This window comes from Eubacterium uniforme (assembly GCF_900167115.1).
GTDB classification, from domain to species: Bacteria; Bacillota; Clostridia; order Lachnospirales; family Lachnospiraceae; genus Eubacterium_S; species Eubacterium_S uniforme.
Map to the genome: position 1 here is coordinate 236,772 of NZ_FUXZ01000003.1, position 21,928 is coordinate 258,699.

At 33.2% G+C, this 21,928-nt stretch carries 12 protein-coding genes; 1 reads left to right on the top strand and 11 read right to left on the bottom strand.

The window, feature by feature from the left end; all coding sequences use genetic code 11:
• Positions 1–31: 31 nt before the first annotated feature.
• Entirely contained in the window at positions 32–688 is a 657-nt protein-coding gene (locus B5D16_RS02660; protein WP_078765421.1) for a hypothetical protein, read from the bottom strand.
• A gap of 469 nt (positions 689–1,157) precedes the next feature.
• On the opposite strand from B5D16_RS02660, the gene B5D16_RS02665 reads away from it, so the two are divergent.
• A complete protein-coding gene (locus B5D16_RS02665) occupies positions 1,158–2,447 on the top strand; it encodes a glutamate-5-semialdehyde dehydrogenase (RefSeq protein WP_078765422.1) in 1,290 nt (429 codons plus the stop codon).
• Between the two features lie 135 nt (positions 2,448–2,582).
• Here the strand turns inward: B5D16_RS02665 and B5D16_RS02670 are convergent, their stop codons facing one another.
• From B5D16_RS02670 to B5D16_RS02715, 10 genes are all read right to left on the bottom strand, one after another.
• The gene (locus B5D16_RS02670) at positions 2,583–3,488 is read right to left on the bottom strand and encodes a hypothetical protein (protein WP_078765423.1); all 906 of its coding nucleotides are present in this window, start codon (positions 3,486–3,488) and stop codon (positions 2,583–2,585) included.
• A gap of 260 nt (positions 3,489–3,748) precedes the next feature.
• A complete protein-coding gene (gene trxA, locus B5D16_RS02675; RefSeq protein ID WP_078765424.1) occupies positions 3,749–4,054 on the bottom strand; it encodes a thioredoxin in 306 nt (101 codons plus the stop codon).
• A gap of 275 nt (positions 4,055–4,329) precedes the next feature.
• Complete coding sequence (locus tag B5D16_RS02680) at positions 4,330–5,922, bottom strand: CTP synthase (protein WP_078765425.1); 1,593 nt, start codon at positions 5,920–5,922, stop codon at positions 4,330–4,332.
• Between the two features lie 166 nt (positions 5,923–6,088).
• The gene (locus B5D16_RS02685; protein WP_078765426.1) at positions 6,089–7,627 is read right to left on the bottom strand and encodes a glutamate synthase subunit beta; all 1,539 of its coding nucleotides are present in this window, start codon (positions 7,625–7,627) and stop codon (positions 6,089–6,091) included.
• Between the two features lie 71 nt (positions 7,628–7,698).
• Positions 7,699–12,249, bottom strand: a complete 4,551-nt coding sequence (gene gltB, locus B5D16_RS02690; protein ID WP_078765427.1) for a glutamate synthase large subunit — start codon at positions 12,247–12,249, stop codon at positions 7,699–7,701.
• Positions 12,250–12,269: 20 nt separating this feature from the next.
• Positions 12,270–13,763 (bottom strand): amidophosphoribosyltransferase, encoded by a 1,494-nt coding sequence (gene purF, locus B5D16_RS02695; RefSeq protein ID WP_341465176.1) that lies wholly within the window; start codon positions 13,761–13,763, stop codon positions 12,270–12,272.
• Positions 13,764–13,992: 229 nt separating this feature from the next.
• Positions 13,993–15,750, bottom strand: a complete 1,758-nt coding sequence (locus tag B5D16_RS02700) for an ammonium transporter (protein WP_078765428.1) — start codon at positions 15,748–15,750, stop codon at positions 13,993–13,995.
• Positions 15,751–15,911: 161 nt separating this feature from the next.
• Positions 15,912–18,014: a glutamine synthetase III family protein gene (locus B5D16_RS02705; protein WP_078765429.1), complete on the bottom strand. Its 2,103-nt coding sequence runs from the start codon at positions 18,012–18,014 to the stop codon at positions 15,912–15,914.
• A gap of 270 nt (positions 18,015–18,284) precedes the next feature.
• Complete coding sequence (locus B5D16_RS02710; protein WP_078765430.1) at positions 18,285–18,986, bottom strand: pseudouridine synthase; 702 nt, start codon at positions 18,984–18,986, stop codon at positions 18,285–18,287.
• A gap of 369 nt (positions 18,987–19,355) precedes the next feature.
• Positions 19,356–21,584, bottom strand: coding sequence for a right-handed parallel beta-helix repeat-containing protein (locus tag B5D16_RS02715; RefSeq protein ID WP_078765431.1), 2,229 nt, complete (start codon positions 21,582–21,584; stop codon positions 19,356–19,358).
• Positions 21,585–21,928: the final 344 nt, after the last annotated feature.

Below are 21,928 nucleotides of genomic sequence, written 5' to 3' on the forward strand. Positions count from 1 at the left end.
GCAGATACTTTTGTATCTGCTTTATTTTTATCTATGCTGATATTTTTTTATGTATATATCTTCTAAGTGTTCCTAATGACCTATAAGACATAATACCAAATGCCTTAATTGATGCCTTAAGTAATTTAAATGATACTGGATTAAAATAATCTTCACTTCTAGTATATACTGGCATGTACTTAAGAAGATCACCCTCGAAACATATGTAACTATTTAATAGTTCAAGTAACTGATCTGGAGTATACTTTGCAATTGGTTCATCAAAATCTTTACCTAATTCCTGTAGTATATATAATACAAACTCTATGCATGTAAATGATTTATATGATGAAAATCCCTTAAATACTGGATAAGATAATACAGAAAATAAATTATATCTATATGTTGGATCATCTTTAATTCTGATAATCTCATCTTCCACCCATTTATATTGAATGTCCGTTACTGGAATTTCAAAAATAACAACCGGAATTCCATCAGTAGCTCCAACCATAAATCTATCAGTTGTTTCTCTTACAAGCTTTGCACATAAGTATCCGTATTGTTCAGTTCTAGCGAATCCATACATACGATACAATGATTTATCAAGTGCGATTGAAGCGTGATTATATCTTACATGACCAAATTTTCTAATTGTTTTTGCAAACCCAGTTTCTGTTTGCGATATTACTATGTATATGTGTTTCATAATGTCTCTCCTACCACCTTAAATATAAAACATACAATACCCTTATAAATTTCTTAATTAATCCACTAATATATATCTCCCTAACCATGCACATTATATCACATTAAAAATGCAATGTAAATCCGTTTTATGTAAACCACATTACTCAGTAAATACCTATTTTTTCTATTTGTTACTAAATTATTACGTACTCAAATATTAATTTCAAATTAAAAGCTCTTATAAATCAAGCCTTTTTTGAACATAATTTTATTTTCTATAATATTTCTTAAAACAAATTTAACATATGAATTATCAATAAAAAAACTACACATAACAAGAATTTGCTACAAATAACAAAAATTTTTTTGTTGACATTTTACTCAATATAAGTTATATATTTTACAATGTCTTGGTTTAAAACCATATACATTATCATAAGAAGAAAGATATTCACGATAAGGAAGGAAAAAAAGAAAGAAGGGATTATATGGATATCAAAAACAGAACAAAAGCAATGAAACTTGCTGCTCCAATTCTTGCTGCTACTACACTTGAGCAGAGAAACGAAGCACTTGCAAACATTGCAAAAGAACTTGAAAAACAAAAAGACGCAATATTTGCTGCTAATAAAATTGATTTAGATGAAGCTGCAAAGAATAATATTGCTGCTTCAATTGTTAAAAGACTTAAATTTGACGACGTTAAATTACGCGATGCCATTCAAGGTATCAAAGATTTAATTAATTTACCAGACCCATTAGGAAAGGTACTTTTAAAAAGAGAATTAGATAAGGACTTTGTTCTTACCAAGGTATCTGTTCCACTTGGAGTTATTGGTGTTATATTTGAAGCTAGACCTGATGCACTTGTTCAGATTTCTTCTCTTTGCTTAAAGAGTGGTAACTGTGCAATCCTTAAAGGTGGCAAGGAAACAACTAATACAAACAGAACACTTTTTGAAATCATAAAAAACGCTGCTTCTGCTTCAGGACTTCCAGATAACTGCTTACTTCAGGCTGAAGCTCATAGTGAAATCGATGAATTATTATCATGTGATGAAAGCGTTGATTTATTAATCCCAAGAGGATCTAATTCATTTGTACGTTATATTATGGAGAATACAAAGATTCCAGTTATGGGACATTCAAGCGGCATTTGCCACATCTATGTTGATGAATTCTTTGATTTAAAGAAATCAATTCCTGTAATTGTTGATTCTAAGATTCAGTATGCAGCAGCTTGCAACGCTGTAGAAACTATTCTCTTTAACAGAAAGATTGATAAAAACTACATCAAGGCAATTGCACAGGCACTTATTGATGCTAATGTAAAACTACGTGGATCAAGAGATATTGCTGAAGTACTTGGTAATGAATTTGATGTTGAAGTTATGCATGATGATGAATTTGGTACAGAGTACAATGATTTAATTGTATCACTCAAATTCGTTTCAGACATCAATGAAGCTGTTACACATATTAATACATATGGCTCACATCATACAGATTGTATTCTTACAGAAGACAAAGATAGAGCTGCTTACTTTACAACAATGGTTGATTCAGCAAGCGTATATGTAAATGCTTCAACTAGATTCGCTGATGGATTCAGATATGGATTCGGCGCAGAAGTTGGAATTAGTACTGGTAAGATTCATGCCAGAGGACCTGTAGGTCTTGACGGTCTTATCACTTATAAATATAAGCTTGAAGGTGATGGAGAAATCGTTGCTGACTATGCTAGTGGTGAAAAGAAATTCCACCACAAAGATTTATAAAGATTTGGTTTTTATACATAAAAATAAGGAGTCTTACGACTCCTTATTTTTATTATAATTATCTTTAGGTTCTTCATCAACCTCAAATTCTTCTTTTTCCGCTTCTTTGACGACTTCTTCTTTGTCGTCTTCACTTCATTCATTTACCAACTTCTTATTATCAAGAATTGGTTTTTCCACTTCAGTCCTTATGCCAATACCAAAAAGCAAGCATAATGCAATCATAACCCCTACCCATATACTATAATAGAATATATGGTTTTCCTTAAGTCTATGCTCTTTAGTGATAGCTGCCTCTTCAATTTCAAAATGAATACATCTTTCTTTATCATCAAATGTACATTTATCACCAATTTCTGGTAAATAATTATCCTTACCCATCGTATTATAAAGGATGAAATCATCATAATCTGTTTTTGAATCAAATGTCTGATAAGACTTTTCATCAGTTCTTAAATCTCTTAATACTAATGTATCATCAGTATACTTATCGATTATATATGCTTTTCCACTACCTTTATTATATAACTTTTTAAATCTCTTATAATTATCATCTGTACTAAAATGATGAGTTTTATGAGTATCACCAGATAAATATACAAAATGGTACTCTGCTCCACTAACTAATAGAAGTGCTAAGAGCGAGAACATAAATGTAACAAGCAATCTATTAACAGATAATTTATTACCAGCATATAACCATAAAACTGAAAGTCCCGCGGCAATTATAGGAATTGCTATCAAATAATCTGCATCGTCATAACATACACGTAACTGGGCATATATAAAGAAAAATATCTCCCCAGCAATCATAATCTCAAAAATAGAATTAATCTTATCATCCATCTTTTTTGTAACGCATCTACTAGCAGCAAATAACATCCACAAAACAAGGATAACGACATTATATATTAAAATTAAATAAAAGTCGTTAAAAATACCATATTGAGATACATGCATTAGCCAAAACACAAACGCTAACACAACACCGATGCCTATTATTAAACTCCTTTGAAATTTTAAAATAAAATCTTTACTCATGGATATCCCCTCATATTTTTTATTCACCGACAATTTAACCACACATAAAAAATAAAAAATCGAGTGTGTCCACACAAAACTAAATATCTAATTATCGAACATGAAAATACTTAGTTTCTAGTCTACAAAAGTGGATTATAGCACAGCAAAAAAACTATGTCAAATCTAATATTTTCCAATTTTATACGTTTTTAAAGCACATTAAGCCACCAATAAAAATTGGTGGCTTAAAATAGTCTATTATTAGAAACTAAATTTTTTTATACTAAAGCTACAATTTCCTCTTTAGAAATAACTCCAATTGATCTGTTAACTTCTGCTCCGTCCTTAAAAACAACAAGACATGGAATATTAGTTATTGCATATTCTTGTGCAATATCCATACTATCATCTACATTTAAACTTGCTACAACAAATGTATCGTTCTCTGCTGCTACTTCTTCCATAACTGGTGATAACATCTTACATGGTCCACACCATGATGCCCAGAAGTCAACAATCACTGGCTTATCATTATTCAACACCACTTCATCAAAATTTGTTTTATCTACCTTAACTACTGCCATAAATCTTCCTCCATTATTGTTATTATATTCAAAGCAATATACACAGTTTCCTGCTATGCAAATATATATTATCTATCTTGGACACTGCTCTCGCACATTGCGGGTACCCCTAGCCACACTAAGTTCGAAAGTGGTAAACCTCTTTCTCACTAAGTGTAGAGACCCGCGATGGTCCCAGCTAGATAATATATATTCGCATAGCAAGTAATTTATGTATGCTTTGAATATAATTATATATGGAATCGTCCATACAAGCAACAATCTTTATTGATTAATTATTTCAACGAGCTTTCAACGAATTTGTTAAAGAGTGGGTGTGGACGGTTTGGTCTTGACTTAAATTCAGGATGGAACTGTACACCTACAAAGAAAGGATGATCCTTTACTTCAACAGTTTCAACTAATTGGCCATCTGGTGAAAGTCCAGAAATCACAAGTCCATTCTCTGTTAAAACATCTCTAAAATCATTATTAAACTCATATCTATGTCTATGACGTTCATGAATCAATTCTTCACCATAACACTCTTTCATCATAGTTAATTCTTTAATGGCACATGGATAACTTCCAAGTCTTAATGTACCACCTTTATTGATGTCATCTGACTGACCTTGCATAAAGTCAATTACTCTGTTATTTGATGGATCATGAAATTCTCCTGAACACGCATCAGTAATTCCTGCAACATCTCTTGCATATTCAATAACAGCAATCTGCATACCAAGACATATTCCAAGATACGGTATCTTTTCTTCTCTAGCATATCTAGCTGAAAGAATCATTCCTTCTATACCTCTATCACCAAATCCACCTGGCACAATAATACCACTTACCTTACTAAGTTTTTCCTTATAGTTATCTTCGTTTAATTCTTCTGAATCAATCCATTCTATATTTACATGTGCATTATTAGCAAATCCTGCGTGATTAAGTGCTTCAACAACAGAAAGATATGCATCATGTAACTGTACATATTTTCCAACTAATCCAATAGTTACATCTTTAGTTCTATTTTCTATTCTATCGACTAAGTCTTTCCATTCACCAAGATTTGGTCTAGCGCAGTTAAGCTCAAGTTCACGGCATACGACATTTGCTAATCCAGCATCTTCTAACATAATTGGTGCTTCATATAAACTATCAAGAGTAATGTTTTCAATTACGCAATCTTCTTTAACATTACAAAACATAGAAATCTTCTTAAATATTGATTCTTCTAGTGGTTCATCACATCTTAAAACTACAATATTTGGACTAACTCCCATACCTTGAAGTTCTTTTACTGAATGCTGTGTTGGTTTTGTCTTATGTTCATCAGAACCTTTAAGGAATGGTACTAATGTTACATGAATAAACAAACTATTTGTCTTACCAACTTCAAGTGAAATCTGTCTTACAGCCTCAATAAATGGCTGACTTTCGATATCACCAATTGTTCCACCGATTTCTGTTATAACAACATCTGCATCAGTTTCATTACCAACTCTATATACAAACTCCTTAATCTCGTTTGTAATATGTGGAATAACCTGAACTGTTGAACCTAAATATTCGCCCCTACGCTCTTTATTAAGTACATTCCAGTATACCTTACCTGATGTAAGGTTAGAATACTTATTTAAATCTTCATCAATGAATCTTTCATAATGTCCAAGGTCAAGGTCAGTTTCTGCACCATCTTCTGTTACATAAACTTCACCATGCTGATATGGACTCATTGTTCCAGGGTCAACATTAATATATGGATCTAATTTTTGTGCTGCCACCTTAAGTCCACGCATCTTTAATAATCTTCCTAGAGATGCTGCTGTAATTCCCTTTCCTAATCCTGATACTACTCCACCTGTAACAAATATATACTTAGTCATATTTCCTCCTTTAATCACCCTAATCAACTTTAGGGAACTCCTCCGCATTTTAAAAAAGAGTCAGAGATTCTTCATATAAGAATCTTTCTTGTCTCCCACTTAGTAGCATTTAACTACTAAGTGAGCAAATGTATAAATCTTCAAATAAATGTGATTATCAATAATCTTATAAATTAGTATATCCCATTAAGTCATAATCAATCTGCTTAGCTGCTTTTCTACCTTCTGCAATAGCTCTAACAACTAATGACTGACCACTATGCATGTCACCTACAACATACACACCTTTCTTTGAAGTTTCAAAAGAACCTTCAGCTGTTTTTACGTTAGTTCTTTCATTAGTTTCAACTCCACATGCCTTAGTAACGTATTCTTCACTTCCTAAGAACCCTGCAGCGATTAATACTAATTCAGCCTTAATTTCTTTCTCACTTCCGGAAACCTCTTTCATTACCATACATCCCGTTTTCTTATCTTTCTTAAACGCAACATTTACAGTAATTACACTTTTAAGATTACCTTTCTTATCCTTAATAAATTCTTTAACCGTTGTCTGATAAACTCTAGGATCATTACCAAACTTATATATAGCTTCTTCCTGGCCATAATCAGTTTTTAAAACCTTTGGCCATTCTGGCCATGGATTTGATTCAAGTCTCTCTGTTGGCGGACAAGGCATCATTTCAAGCTGTGTTACTGATTTTGCTCCTAGACGAATCGATGTACCAACACAGTCATTACCTGTATCACCGCCACCTATAACAATTACATTCTTATCTTTTGCAAGTTCAAATGGGAACTTTTCATAATTGCTATCTTCTAAACTCTTTGTTACTTTTGAAAGGAAATCAACAGCGAAATATATTCCCTTTGCATCTCTACCTGTCACATTAATATCTCTTGGATTAGAAGCACCACAAGCTAAAACAACAGCATCATATTCATTTAAAATCTCTTTTGCATCAATGTTTTTAACTTTATCACTTACAACATGTGCACAAGCAACTTCTTTCTTTTCATTTTTAGTAGATACATTCGCATTAACAATAAACTTAATACCTACATCTTCCATAAGTTTAATTCTTCTATCAATAATCTTTTTATCAAGTTTCATATTAGGAATACCATATCTAAGTAATCCGCCCACTCTATCATTTCTTTCATAAACTGTTACTACATGTCCACGGCTATTAAGAAGCTGCGCACAAGCAAGCCCTGAAGGACCACTACCAATAACAGCAACCTTTTTACCTGTTCTGTATTCTGGTTTAACTTCCTTAACAAGATTATGCTCGAATGCATACTCAATTACAGTCTTTTCATTTTCCTTAGTTGAAACTGCCTCTCCATCAAGCGAACAAGTACAAGCATGTTCACAAAGTGCTGGACAAACTCTTGAAGTAAACTCTGGAAAACTATTTGTCATCTCAAGTCTTCTATATGCCTGTTCAAAACATCCCTGATATACTAAATCATTAAGTTCAGGAACAAGATTATTAAGTGGGCATCCCACTGCCATGCCGGCTATAATTGTACCAGCCTGGCAGAATGGTGTTCCACAATTCATACATCTTGCAGCTTGTATTTGCTGCTTATTTATATTCTGTAATCCATGAAATTCATCAAAATTCTTTATACGCTCTGCTTCACTAACAACAGGGCCATCTACTCTTTCATATTCTAAAAATCCGGTTTGTTTACCCATAATTCCTCCTATCCTTTGCCAAAAAATCTTTCTTATGGCTATCACTTAGTAGTAATTTAATACTATCTAATCTATCCTACAAATTTTGTAAACGCTTCAATCTGAGCATCTTCTAACTTCATACCCTGTTCTTCAAATTCTGCAATAAGTCTAAGAATTTCTTTATAATCTACAGGAATAACTTTCTTGAAATGATCAATATATTCATCAAAATTATCAAGTATCTTCTTACCCTTCTTTGAACCTGTATAGCGAACATGTTTTTCAATCATTTCTTTAAGTCCATCATAGTCAGCCTTATTTTCAATTTTTTCCATGCTAACCATTTCTTTATTAAGGTTCTTATAAAGTTTATTCTCTTCATCAAGAACATAAGCTATTCCGCCACTCATACCTGCTGCGAAGTTTTTGCCAGTCTCACCAAGAATAACAACCTTACCACCAGTCATATATTCACATCCGTGTTCACCAACACCTTCTACAACAGCTGATACGCCAGAATTTCTTATAGCGAATCTTTCACCTGCCATACCTGATATATAACATTCACCAGATGTTGCACCATATAATGCAACGTTACCGATAATAATATTTTCATCTGGATTATACTTAGCATTTGCTGGAGCTTTAACTATAATCTTACCACCAGATAAGCCCTTACCTAGGTAGTCATTACTATCACCTGTTAAATCAAGTGTTAAGCCCTTAGGAATAAATGCGCCAAAACTCTGTCCGCCAGAACCCTTACAATTAATCTTAATTGTATCTTCTGTAAGTCCTTCTGGATGGTTTCTAGTAATTTCAGCACCAAGTAATGTACCAAATGTTCTATCTATATTTGTAAGTTCAATATCAATCTTGCTCTTACTTCCATCTTTAATAGATTTTTGAATCTTGCTTGATTTAAGAAGTACTGCTTCGTCCTTTGTTTCATCAAGTTTGAAATCATAAACCTTTTCACTATGGAATGTCTGTTCTTCTCTATCAACCTTTGACATGTCATATAAAACTTTATCAAGGTTAATTAATGATTCTTTTCCACTTAAGTTATCCTTAACTTTCAAAAGATCAGTTCTACCAATTAATTCATCAACTTTTCTTACACCAAGTTTTGCCATGTACTGTCTTAATTCTCTAGCAACGAAAATCATGAAGTTTTCAACGTATTCTGGCTTACCTCTGAATCTCTTTCTAAGTTCAGGATTCTGTGTAGCAATACCCATTGGACATGTATCACTCTGACAAACTCTCATCATTGCACATCCCATTGTTACAAGTGGAGCTGTAGCAAATCCAAATTCTTCAGCACCAAGAATTGCTGCGATAGCAACATCTCTACCACTCATAAGCTTACCATCTGTTTCAATAACAACCTGGTTTCTTAAACCATTTGCTACAAGTGTCTGATGTGTTTCTGCAAGACCCATCTCCCATGGAAGACCTGCGTTATGAATTGAGCTAAGTGGTGCAGCACCTGTACCTCCATCATAACCTGAAACTAAGATTACCTGAGCACCTGCCTTTGCAACACCTGCTGCAACTGTACCAACACCAGCTTCTGAAACAAGTTTAACTGAAATTCTTGCATATTTATTAGCATTCTTTAAGTCATATATAAGCTGTGCTAAATCTTCAATTGAATAAATATCATGATGTGGTGGTGGTGAAATAAGACTTACACCTGGTGTTGAATGTCTAGTCTTAGCAACCCAAGGATATACTTTCTTCCCAGGAAGGTGTCCACCTTCACCAGGTTTTGCCCCCTGTGCCATCTTAATCTGGATTTCTTTAGCTGAAACAAGATATGTACTTGTAACACCAAATCTACCACTAGCTACCTGCTTAATTGCAGAACTTCTATCATTCTTAGTTCCAGCAGAAGCGATTCTTTCATCACTTTCTCCACCTTCACCACTATTTGATTTACCATGTAAATGATTCATTGCTATTGCTAAAGTTGTATGTGCCTCTTCTGAAATTGAACCATATGACATAGCACCTGTTTTAAATCTCTTAACAATTTCTTCTTCACTTTCAACTTCATCTAATGGAATTTCCTTATCAGCGAAATTGAAATCTAAAAGGCTTCTAATATATCCTGTTTTTTCATCATCAACCATCTGTGTATACTGAAGGAATTTATCAAAATCACCTTCTCTTGTTGATGTCTGTAACATATGAATTGTTCTAGGATTATATCTATGTGTTTCACCCTGAGCTCTCATCTTATGACGACCAAGTTCAGTTAGTTCCAAATTGCTACTAAGTCCCAATGGATCAAATGCCTTGCTATGTTGTTTATCAATATTCTCTGCGATACCGTCAAGAGTAATACCATCTACTCTACTAACTGTACCTGGGAAATATTCATCTATTAATTCTTTTGAAATACCAATTGCTTCAAAAATCTTACTACCTTGGTATGACTGAATTGTTGAAATACCCATCTTAGATGCAATCTTTACAATACCCTGTAAAATTGCTTCATCATAATCTTCTACTGCTGCATAATAGTCCTTACCAAGTAATCCATCCTCAATTATTTCCTCAATTGTTGAATGTGCAAGATATGGATTAATTGCAGATGCACCATAACCTAAAAGTGTTGCAAAGTGATGTACTTCTCTAGGTTCACCTGATTCAAGTACGATTGACATTGCTGTACACTTCTTAGTTTCTACCAAATGCTTATGAACTGCCGAAACTGCTAATAATGAAGGTATTGCAACATGGTTTTCATCAACACCTCTATCTGAAAGAACTAAGATATTTGCTCCTTCCTTATATGCCTTATCAACTTCAACAAAAAGATGATCTAAAACTCTCTTCATTGGAGTACTCTTATAGTAAAGAAGTGAAACCTTAGCTGCCTTAATTCCATCCTTATTCATGTTCTTGATTTTTAACATATCAAGATCAGATAAAATAGGATTATGAATCTTAAGTACTCTACAATTATTTGCATCTTCTTCTAAAAGATTACCATTCTTACCAACATAAACTGTTGTACGTGTTACAATCTTTTCTCTCTGTGCATCGATAGGTGGATTTGTAACCTGAGCAAATAACTGCTTAAAGTAATAAAATAATGGCTGGTATTCATTTGAAAGTGCAGCAATAGGAGTATCAACACCCATTGAACCTATACTTTCAGTACCATTCATGGCCATATTCTTAATACCTTCATAATAGTTTTCATATGTATAACCAAATGCTTTCTGAAGTTTCTTTCTTTCTTCTCTTGTATAAGAAACAACCTTCTCATTTGGAATTTTTATATTCTTAAGTTCAAGTAAACTCATGTCAAGCCATTCACCATATGGATTCTTATGAGCATATTTTTCCTTAACTTCTTCATCACTGTAAATTCTACCTTCAACAGTATTTACTAAAAGCATTTTACCTGGATGAAGTCTTTCTTTCTTAATGATATGTTCTTCATCAATCTTTAACACACCAACTTCTGATGAAAGAATAAGTCTGTCATCATCTGTAATATAATATCTTGATGGACGAAGGCCATTTCTATCAAGGATTGCACACATGATATCACCATCTGATAACATGATTGATGCAGGACCATCCCAAGGTTCCATCATTGTTGCATAATACTGATAGAAATCTCTTTCTTCCTGTGATAATGTCTCATTATGTGACCATGGTTCTGGAATAGCAATCATTGCTGCAAGTGGTAAATCCATTCCACTCATAACAAGAAATTCTAAAGTATTATCAAGCATAGCTGAGTCAGATCCACTTGATGAAATAACAGGTAATACCTTTGTCATGTCTTCTTCATTAAATAACTTAGAATGCATTGTTTCTTCTCTTGCAATCATCTTATCAGCGTTACCCTTAATAGTATTAATTTCACCATTATGAACCATAAATCTATTAGGATGAGCACGATTCCAACTTGGATTTGTGTTAGTTGAAAATCTAGAATGAACCATTGCAATTGAAGATTCATAATCACTATCCATTAAATCCTTAAAGAATGTACGTAACTGTCCAACTAAGAACATACCCTTATATACTATTGTTCTACATGATAATGAAGGAACGTAAGTATTTACATTACTCTGTTCAAACTCTCTTCTTATAACATATAACTTTCTATCAAAATCTAAGTCTGTATCAAATCCTTCAGGTCTTTCAATAAATACCTGTGCAATAACTGGCATACACTCAAGAGCCTTGCTACCAAGTACATTAGGACATACCTCAACTTTTCTCCAAGCTAAGATATTAAAACCTTCCTTTTTAACAATGATTTCAAACATTGTCTTAGCCTGTTTTCTTTCAAGGTCATTTTGTGGAAAGAAAAACATACCAACAGCATATCCTCTTTTATTAGGAAGATTAACACCTTCCTTCTTTAAAATCTTTTTAAAATACTTATGTGGAATCTGTGTTAAAATACCAACGCCATCACCAGTTTTACCTTCAGCATCCTTACCTGCTCTATGTTCAAGATTCTCTACTATACTTAACGCATCTTCAACAAGTGCATGGTTTGCTTTACCTTTTATATTAACAATTGCACCTATACCACAATTGTCATGCTCAAAATTTTGATTATATAAACCTTTTTGCTCTATTTCATTCATTAATTTATTCATATAGTTCCTCTCATTCTTTCCTATACCGGATAATCGTTATTAAAACAAGCCTTACAGATTTGTAAATCACCAACCATGTATTTAAAATCCTCAATGCTTAAATATTCAAGTGAATCAGCACCAATGTTTTTTCTTACATCTTCATTAGAATGCTTTGATGCTATAAGCTGTTTTGATGTTGGTACATCTGTACCATAGTAGCAAGGATATAAAAACGGTGGCGAACTAATTCGTACATGTACTGCCTTAGCTCCTGCCTGTTTTAACATAATAATAAGTTGCTTCATAGTTGTTCCTCTTACAATTGAATCATCTATGATAACAATATTCTTATCCTTTACTTCATCCTCTAATACACTCAACTTCATATGTACTGCATCTCTTCTCTCTTCATCCGTAGGTTTTATAAAACTTCTTCCAATATATGAATTTTTATAAAACGCTTGTACATATGGTATATTAGCTTCCTTTGAATACCCCATTGCTGCAGGTATTCCAGATTCAGGTACGCCGACTACTATATCAGCATCTACCTTACTCTTTCTTGCAAGTGCTCTTCCTGCCATTTCCCTTGCAGTATGAATTGCAATTCCATCCATAACAGAATCATTTCTTGCAAAATAAATATATTCAAAGATGCAATGAGCTTTTTTCTCCTGACATAAATCATAATCAGATGTTATGCCCTTACTTGTAATACTTATAATTTCACCAGGTTTAATATCCCTTATAACCTTACCTCCAACAGCTCTTATAGCAGAACTCTCAGATGCTAAAATATAAGTATTATGCTTATCAAATTTTTCATTATCAAAAAGACTACCCTGTTCACCTTTTCCATCAACGAAATTATTCTTAACTCCTAAAACTAATGGTTTAATACCAAATGGATCTCTGATTCCCACCAACTTTCTTGGACTCATTACAACCACAGCAAATCCACCCTTTAATTTAGAAGCACTTTTCTTTATCGCTTCCTCAATGCTACCACTATTAACTCTGTCACCAATAATTTCATATGCTAAAACCTCTGAATCAGTAGTAGTATAATGAGCAAGACCTCTATACATTTGCTTCTCTTTAAGCTCATTGGCATTAACAATATTTCCATTATGAACAAGCGCTAAACTTCCTTTTATGTAATTCATTGCTATAGGCTGAGCATTCTCAACAACACTACCACCAGTCGTTGAATATCTTACATGCCCGACTCCAATATTTCCTTTTAAATTACTAAAATCTTCCTTATGAAAAACTTCACTTACAAGACCCATGTCCTTTTTAAGTTTTAAATTACCCTTTTCACCACTAGTATCAGAAACGGCAATTCCACATGCTTCCTGTCCCCTATGTTGAAGAGCTATAAGTCCATAATAGACATCCTTTGAAACTTCTCCACCAGATGGTGAATAAATGCCAAAGACACCACACTCTTCATGAAGCTTATCATTCTTGATTTCTGTTTCACTTATGTCCATTTTTGATAAGTCATTCAAACTACATTCTTTAAACATATTTTTTCCTCTTATTTTTTATAGTATTTATAAACACAATCAAAGCAAGTAAAGTTAGCATAACGCAAACTCTACTTACTTATCATGTTTTTATCACAATAACTTTCACTAAACTATGTGCCATTGAAAAACAAAGTATGTAAAACTATGCCAACACAAACTCTGCTTTTCGATAACACTTAGTAGTAAAGAGCTACTATCACTCTTTATTGAACAATCATCCTTATGATTATTCAACATCCTGTAATGCTGCGTAGTTTTCTTCGCCAGTTCTAATCTTAACAACTCTGCTTACTGGATATACGAATACTTTACCATCGCCAATCTTACCAGTATAAAGAGTTTTCTTAGCTGTTTCTATAACGCTGTCAACTGGAATCTTACTTACTACTACTTCAAGTTTAATCTTAGGAAGTAATGTAACGTCCATTTCAACACCACGATATCTTTCACCAGAACCCTTCTGGATACCACAACCACTAACCTGTGTTACTGTAATACCTGTAACACCTAAGTTGTTAAGAGCTTTCTTAATCTTGTCATATCTTGAAAGTTTTGTAATGATAACTACTTTATAAATTCCTGAATCAGGAATTCCTGCTGAAGTCATATCACCAACTGTATTTACTACTGGAACTGAAGCATTCTTCTTAGCTTCTGAAGCTTCTTCATATTCAGCAACACCAAGACTTGTGTTTTCATTTTCAATCAATGTTGCATCAGACATATCCATAATTGAGAATCCTGAATATGCAGATGAAAGACCATGTTCTGTACTATCTAAACCTTCAAGTTCTTCTTCTTCTGAAACTCTAAGACCGAAGATTGCTTTAATTACTGAGAATACAATAAACATTGTAACTACTGTCCATGCTGCTACTGAAACAACACCAATTACCTGATATTTAAGAAGTGTAACACCACCACCATAGAATAAACCTTCAAGTTCACTATCTGGTGCTGTCTTTGTTGCAAATAAACCAACTGCAATTGTTCCCCAAATACCGTTCATCATATGTACTGCAACTGCACCAACTGGATCGTCGATTCTAAGTACATAATCGAGGAACCATACTCCAAATACTACTAACACACCTGCTACCGCACCAATTATGATTGCACCTGTTGCATCTGTAACATCACAACCTGCTGTAATTGCTACAAGACCTGCAAGTGATGCATTTAAACACATTGAAACATCAGGTTTTCCGTATTTAATCCATGTAAATACCATACATACAAATGTTGCAATTGAAGGAGCGATTGTTGTTGTAACAAATACTGATGCTAACTGTTCAACTGATGTACAAGCAGCTCCGTTAAATCCGTACCAACCGAGCCAAAGAATAAATACACCTAAAGCACCGATTACTAAGTTATGACCTGGGAAAGCATTTACTTTTGTTACTTTACCGTTCTTATCACGTTCAAATTTACCAATTCTAGCTCCAACAATTGTTGCACCAACTAATGCTGAGATACCACCAACCATGTGAATTGCACATGATCCTGCGAAATCATGAAATCCCATTTCAGCTAACCAGCCGCCGCCCCATATCCAGTGAGCTTCGATTGGATAAACAAGTGCTGAAATAACTCCTGAGTATACACAGTAGCTTAAGAACTTAGTTCTTTCAGCCATGGCACCTGATACGATTGTTGCTGTTGTAGCACAGAATACCAAGTTAAATACAAAATTAGACCAATCAAAATTTTTATAATTTGTAAAAATATCAAATCCAGGTTTTCCAATAAATCCTGCTAAATCTTTACCTAATAATAATCCAAAACCAATTAAGATAAATACTACACATCCAATACAGAAGTCCATTAAGTTCTTCATGATGATGTTACCTGCATTCTTTGCTCTAGTAAAACCAGTTTCAACCATCGCAAATCCAGCCTGCATCCAAAATACTAACGCTGCACCAATTAAAAACCATACAGCAAATAATTGTCCATTGACGAGTTCTAAAACATCTTTCATATGCTTTCCTCCGATCTTAATAATTCTTTTTTTAAATCATTTCCTTAAATTCTATACCTAATATTTCCTTAAAAATAAGGCACTTCGAGTACTACTCAAAGCGCCTTTGCTTAATTTCTTTATATCTATGTAATCTTAAAAACTATGAATTAACCTTAAAACTATTTAACACTGAATAATAATTCACCATAACTTGGGAATGGCCAATCTCTTTCAGATGTAAGCATTTCAGCTTCATCAACATATGTTCTAAGTGTTTCCATCTTAGGAAGCATGTCATCTCTAACAAATGCTGATGATTTGAATACATCTTCAAGTTCTTTAAATTTAGCAAGTGATTCCTCAAGTTCTGTTACAGATTCTAAAATGTGATCTGTAAGTTCTGAAAGTCTTTCCATTGTAGATACTTCATAATTACATTTAACATTGCTGCTAACTGACTTCATAAGTGATGTAGTCTGAGCAAGTCTATATAAGTATCTTTCAATTGCTGGTAAGTAATTCTTTCTTACCATATCAACCATTGTAAGACCTTCAATGTTAATTGTCTTAACATAATTCTCAAGCATAATCTCGCATCTTGACTGAATTTCAGCTTCATTAAATACCTTATGCTTAATTAACATTTCAACATTCTTCTTATCAAGAAGTTTTGGCATTGCATCAGCTGTTGTCTTAAGATTTGAAAGCCCTCTAACTTCTGTTGCTTCCTTAACCCATTCATCACTATATCCGTTACCATCAAAGAGGATTCTCTGATGTTCTGTGATAACTCTCTTAATAAGTTCATGAAGTGCATCTTCAAAGTTATCTGCCTTTTCAAGTTCATTAGCATACTGATTTAAGCTTTCTGCAACTGCTGCGTTAAGCATAATGTTACAACATGCGATACTATTTGCTGAACCAAGTGATCTAAATTCAAATTTATTACCTGTGAAAGCAAATGGTGATGTTCTATTTCTATCTGTTGTATCTCTACTAAATCTTGGAAGTGAATGAACACCAAGCTTAATCTTTGTATCTTCCATTCCTTCGTAAACTGTATCATTCTTGATTGCATCAAGGATAGCTGAAAGTTCATCTCCAAGGAAGATTGAAATGATTGCTGGTGGAGCTTCATTTGCTCCAAGTCTGTGATCGTTACCTGCTGTAGCAACTGATAATCTTAAAAGATCCTGATAATCATCAACAGCCTGAATTACTGCACAAAGGAATAATAAGAACTGTGCATTTTCATATGGTGTCTTACCAGGTGATAAAAGATTGATACCTGTATCCGTTGCGATTGACCAGTTGTTATGCTTACCTGAACCATTAACTCCAGCAAATGGTTTCTCATGTAAGAGACAAACCATATCATGTCTGCTTGCAACTTTCTTCATAATTTCCATTGTTAACTGGTTTGCATCAGTAGCAATGTTTGTTGTTGAATAAATTGGTGCAAGTTCGTGCTGTGCAGGAGCAACTTCGTTATGCTCTGTCTTAGCTAAGATTCCGAGTTTCCAAAGTTCATCATTTAAGTCTTCCATGAAATCTGAAACCCTAGGTTTAATTACACCAAAGTAATGATCATCTAACTCCTGTCCTTTAGGTGGCATTGCGCCAAAAAGTGTTCTTCCTGTATATACCAAGTCAGGTCTCTTATTGAAAACGTCTTTATCTACTAAGAAGTATTCCTGTTCTGGACCAACGCTTGTTCTTACATATTTAACATCATCATTTCCAAATAATTTTAAAATTCTTTTTGCTTCTCTATTGATGGCCTGCATTGATCTAAGAAGTGGTGTTTTCTTATCAAGTGCCTCTCCTGAATATGAACAAAATGCTGTTGGAATGCAAAGTGTGTGATCCTTAATAAATGCATATGATGTAGGATCCCATGCTGTATATCCTCTAGCTTCAAATGTTGCTCTAAGTCCACCTGATGGGAATGAAGATGCATCAGGTTCACCTTTGATAAGTTCCTTACCTGAGAATTCCATCAATACTCCACCGTCTGGTGAAGGTGTAATAAAGCTATCGTGTTTCTCCGCAGTAACACCTGTAAGAGGTTGGAACCAATGTGTAAAATGTGTTGCGCCATTTTCAATAGCCCAATCTTTCATTTCTTTTGCAATTGCATCTGCAATTGTTTCATCTAATTTTACATTTTCGTCAATTGTTTTTCTAAGTGATGAATATACATCATCAGATAATCTTGCTCTCATTACTTTATCATCGAAAACAAGTGATCCAAACAATTCTGGTACATTTTGTTTTTCCATAGTTTTAAGCTCCTTACTTTTTTAAATGTTCTGCGCAGTTTAATAAAATTTTTCTTAAAATATTTACAAAGAAAAAGGCGCCTTAGATTTTCATCTAAGACGCCGTTGCCTTTTATGTTTCCAAATTATACTCTTATGATTTTAACTTGTCAATAGGTTTTTATAATTTTTTTAATTTAAATTTTTATAACTTTAAATGACTAAGTTAACTATATGTTTTCCCATTACATAAATGTGCCTAATGATATTACTCCTAATTGAAATATACTTCTATTTATCTAATTCCTTATAATCTCCTAATTTAAGATTATCATCAAGTTCATATTTTCCCATTGATAATCTTTTTAAATATACAACTTCTCCACCAAGTTTTTTAATCATTCTTTTAACTTGATGAAACTTTCCCTCACTAATTGTAAGATAAATTTCAGTTGTACTTCTTCCTTCATCTACACTTATAATTTCAAGTTCTGCACTCTTGCAAACTTCTGGTTCTTCTTCTGTACCAATATCAATTCCTTGCTTGCATTTTTCTACTGCATCACTGACAAGTTTACCCTCTACCTTTGCATAATACTTCTTAGAAACATGCTTATTGGGTGCTAAAAGATTATGTGAAAACTCTCCATCATTTGTTAGAATAAGCAAACCTTCTGTATCAATATCAAGCCTTCCAACAGGAAATATTCCCTTCTTTTTATCCTCATCATTTAGTAGATCAATAACTGTCTTATGCAGATTATCCTTAGTAGCTGATACCACACCCTGAGGTTTATTAAGCATATAATAAACAAACTTCCTATATTCAAAAACTTTCCCATTTATGCTAATTTCATCACTATTCTCATCTATATGTACCGAAGGATCCTTAATGATTTCTCCATTAACTTTTACCCAACCCTTCTTAATCATTTTTTTCAATTCACTTCTGCTTTCAGTTGCCGTCTCTGAAAGAAATTTATCAAGCCTCATAATACCTCCTGTTCTTTCAAATATCCCTACGCCTATTATACAATAATAATTCACTTTATTGGAAGTCTAAACTGGGCGTGCACAGGGCAAACAAAGGAACTTCCCACTACGTGGGCCCCTCCTTATTTACATATCTCAAAAACGTCGTTTTTTCGATATGTTATTAAATTGTTCCGCAATAAATCCTTTGAAAATGTAAACATTTTCACGGATTTATTTTGCTCCACAATTTTATGATTTTACTTTCGTAAAAACATAATGATATGCTTTGCATATCATTATAACATAAAAAAGGCACATGGAACCTTTAATTGGGGGATTCCATGCACCTAAAAAATAATGGGGAGTCTAAATTAATTAATTTACATTCTACTCGAACTCAATCTTTGTAATGTAACATCTCTGAGCATCTGATGCACCATCTTTCTTAGTTGCATCAAAGTATAAATATAAACCATCGATGTTATCTTCATTAAGATCAACAGTTACTACCTGTTCTTCTGTAGAAGTAAACTTTCCTTCTTTTGTCCAATGGTCTCTGTAGAATATAGGATTTTCTTCATCCATGTTAGTTACACCTAAATTCATACCATTTCTTGAAGGAATAACATATATTTTAACCTTGCTATATTTTGTTAAATCAAGGTTTGAGAATGTCAAATCAACATGCTTCCAGTTTTCTTTATTCTTTCTCTTTGTATATTTAATTCTCATGCCCTTAGTTCTTTCTTCTAAGTTGTAGAAAGAAGTACTTGAGCTAATAATTGCTTCTGGAATTGTAATCTCACCACCATTGTCAACAACATCATCTTTCTTACCTGTTGTTTCTACAACTGACTGTGATGATTCTTCCTTCTTGCTTGTTTCTTCTTTTTTAGTTGTCTTTTCTTCTTTTTTAGTTGTTTTCTCTTCTTTTTTAGTTGTTTCTTCTTTAACTGAAGTCTTCTCTGTTTTCTTCTCAGTTTCTTTAACTGATGGCTTTGTTTCTATGTTTTCCTTTGTGCTACTTTCTTTTTCTACTTTTTCTGTAGCCTTCTGTGTTTCTGATTCTTTTTCACCTACAGTTTTTGCATCTGTGTTTCTTCTTGTTACACTAGAACCATAGATATTCTTACCGCCATCTTTAATTGCTGTTTTTGTCTTAAGAATAACATCTGTATTACTATAGTCTTCAACCTCAATTGAATCAGTAACGTTTTTACTACCTGACTTAGGTAATTTATAATTTGATAAGTTATTATTTAAAACAATATTAAAATCAACTTTACCTTCTGCTTCAATATTAAATACTTTACTTTCCTTTGGAGCGATAATGATATTATTATTAATATTATTATCACTACCATAACAATCATTCTGGAAATTTAAACATGCTTCACTAGTATTATAAATTGTATTATATGCAATAGTACAATTGTTCGCACCACCATTTCCTTTATCACAACCGCCTAAACTAACACCTGCTAATTCATCATTTTTTACAAAAGTATTGTTCACTAAATTAACATATGATGTTGCTAATCCATAATGTTCACTAGCAAGTTCACAACCTATATCGCTGTTTTCAACATAGTTATTAGTAATATCTACATACTTACCACCATCAACATAAATACCACCTGCGCAGCAAGATTCCGTACCATCTTCATCCTCATCAGCTCTATACGCTGTATTAGATCCAGATGAAATGTTAATTACTACATTATTTCTTACAGTAGCATACTTTTCTTCAGTTCCTCTTGCTAGATCAAAATCTTTATTCTGATTCTTTTCAAATCCAATAATATCAATACCAATATTATCACAATCATGTACGTAGTTATTAACTACATCAAATCCTTCTACATTTCCATTAAGAACGAGTGCTTCACTCTGTCCAAGATATAAATTATATAATTCACAGTTAGAAATAACCGTATTTATAATCACATTAGATTTTGAAGCTTTTTCAGCTCCATCAACAATAATTCCATGTCCGTTGTAATCTTCACTAAATTTCTTATATACACAACCCATATCATGTATTTTACAATTTCTAATTGTTGTGTTTTTAACACCTTCACATACTCTAATACCAACTGGAACTACTGAAGTGCTATCATTATAAACACCTGTAATCTGAATATTATCAATAGTTACACCTGATGCTTCAACCTGGAATACATCATAATCTGTATTACCCTTTTTAAATAAATCATCTGAATTATTAACCACATAATACTCAGGTACATAATTCTTTGAAGTAACAACCTTATCAGCTGCTGGTTTTTTCCATCCAGCTGTTTTTGCAATTACACCCTGACCATTTAATTCAACCTTACCTTCACCAGTAATTGTTACTCCCTTATCTACAACAAATCCTTCTGTGATAATATAATCACCTTCTGGAATTACAATTTTTGTACCACTGCTTGCATTTTCAATAGCTTTCTTTAAGCCTGCAGTAATATCCTTTTTACCTTCACTTGTTTTCTTAAACTCAACTGTTACTGTGTTAGAGTCTGCACCGATAAAATGCTTAATCGTAGAGAACGCAACGCCAGTAACTGCCATACATGCAACTAAAGAGCATGTGGCAATAATCTTTTTGTTCTTCATTTTGATCCTTCCTTTTTACGTCGTTGTCTTTTTTCCTTTTCCTAGTGCGTTATATTAAAACTTCGACTCCCACACAAAACAAATTTTAATACTTATCTATCGCACGACTAAATACTACCACAATTTTTTCAAACTATACTTGCTAGAATCATTTAATTATTGTTTATGACATATGGCATAAATAAAACAGGTAGCACTATTTTGTTATAGTACCACCTGTTTTTTGCAATTATATGCTATCGCGTTTCCAAAAACGCTTGTATTTAAACGATTTCGTATTTTTGTTTTTTAACAAAAATCTCACTTTTTTAGCACATCTTCCAATTATTGGAACCAATTTTCCA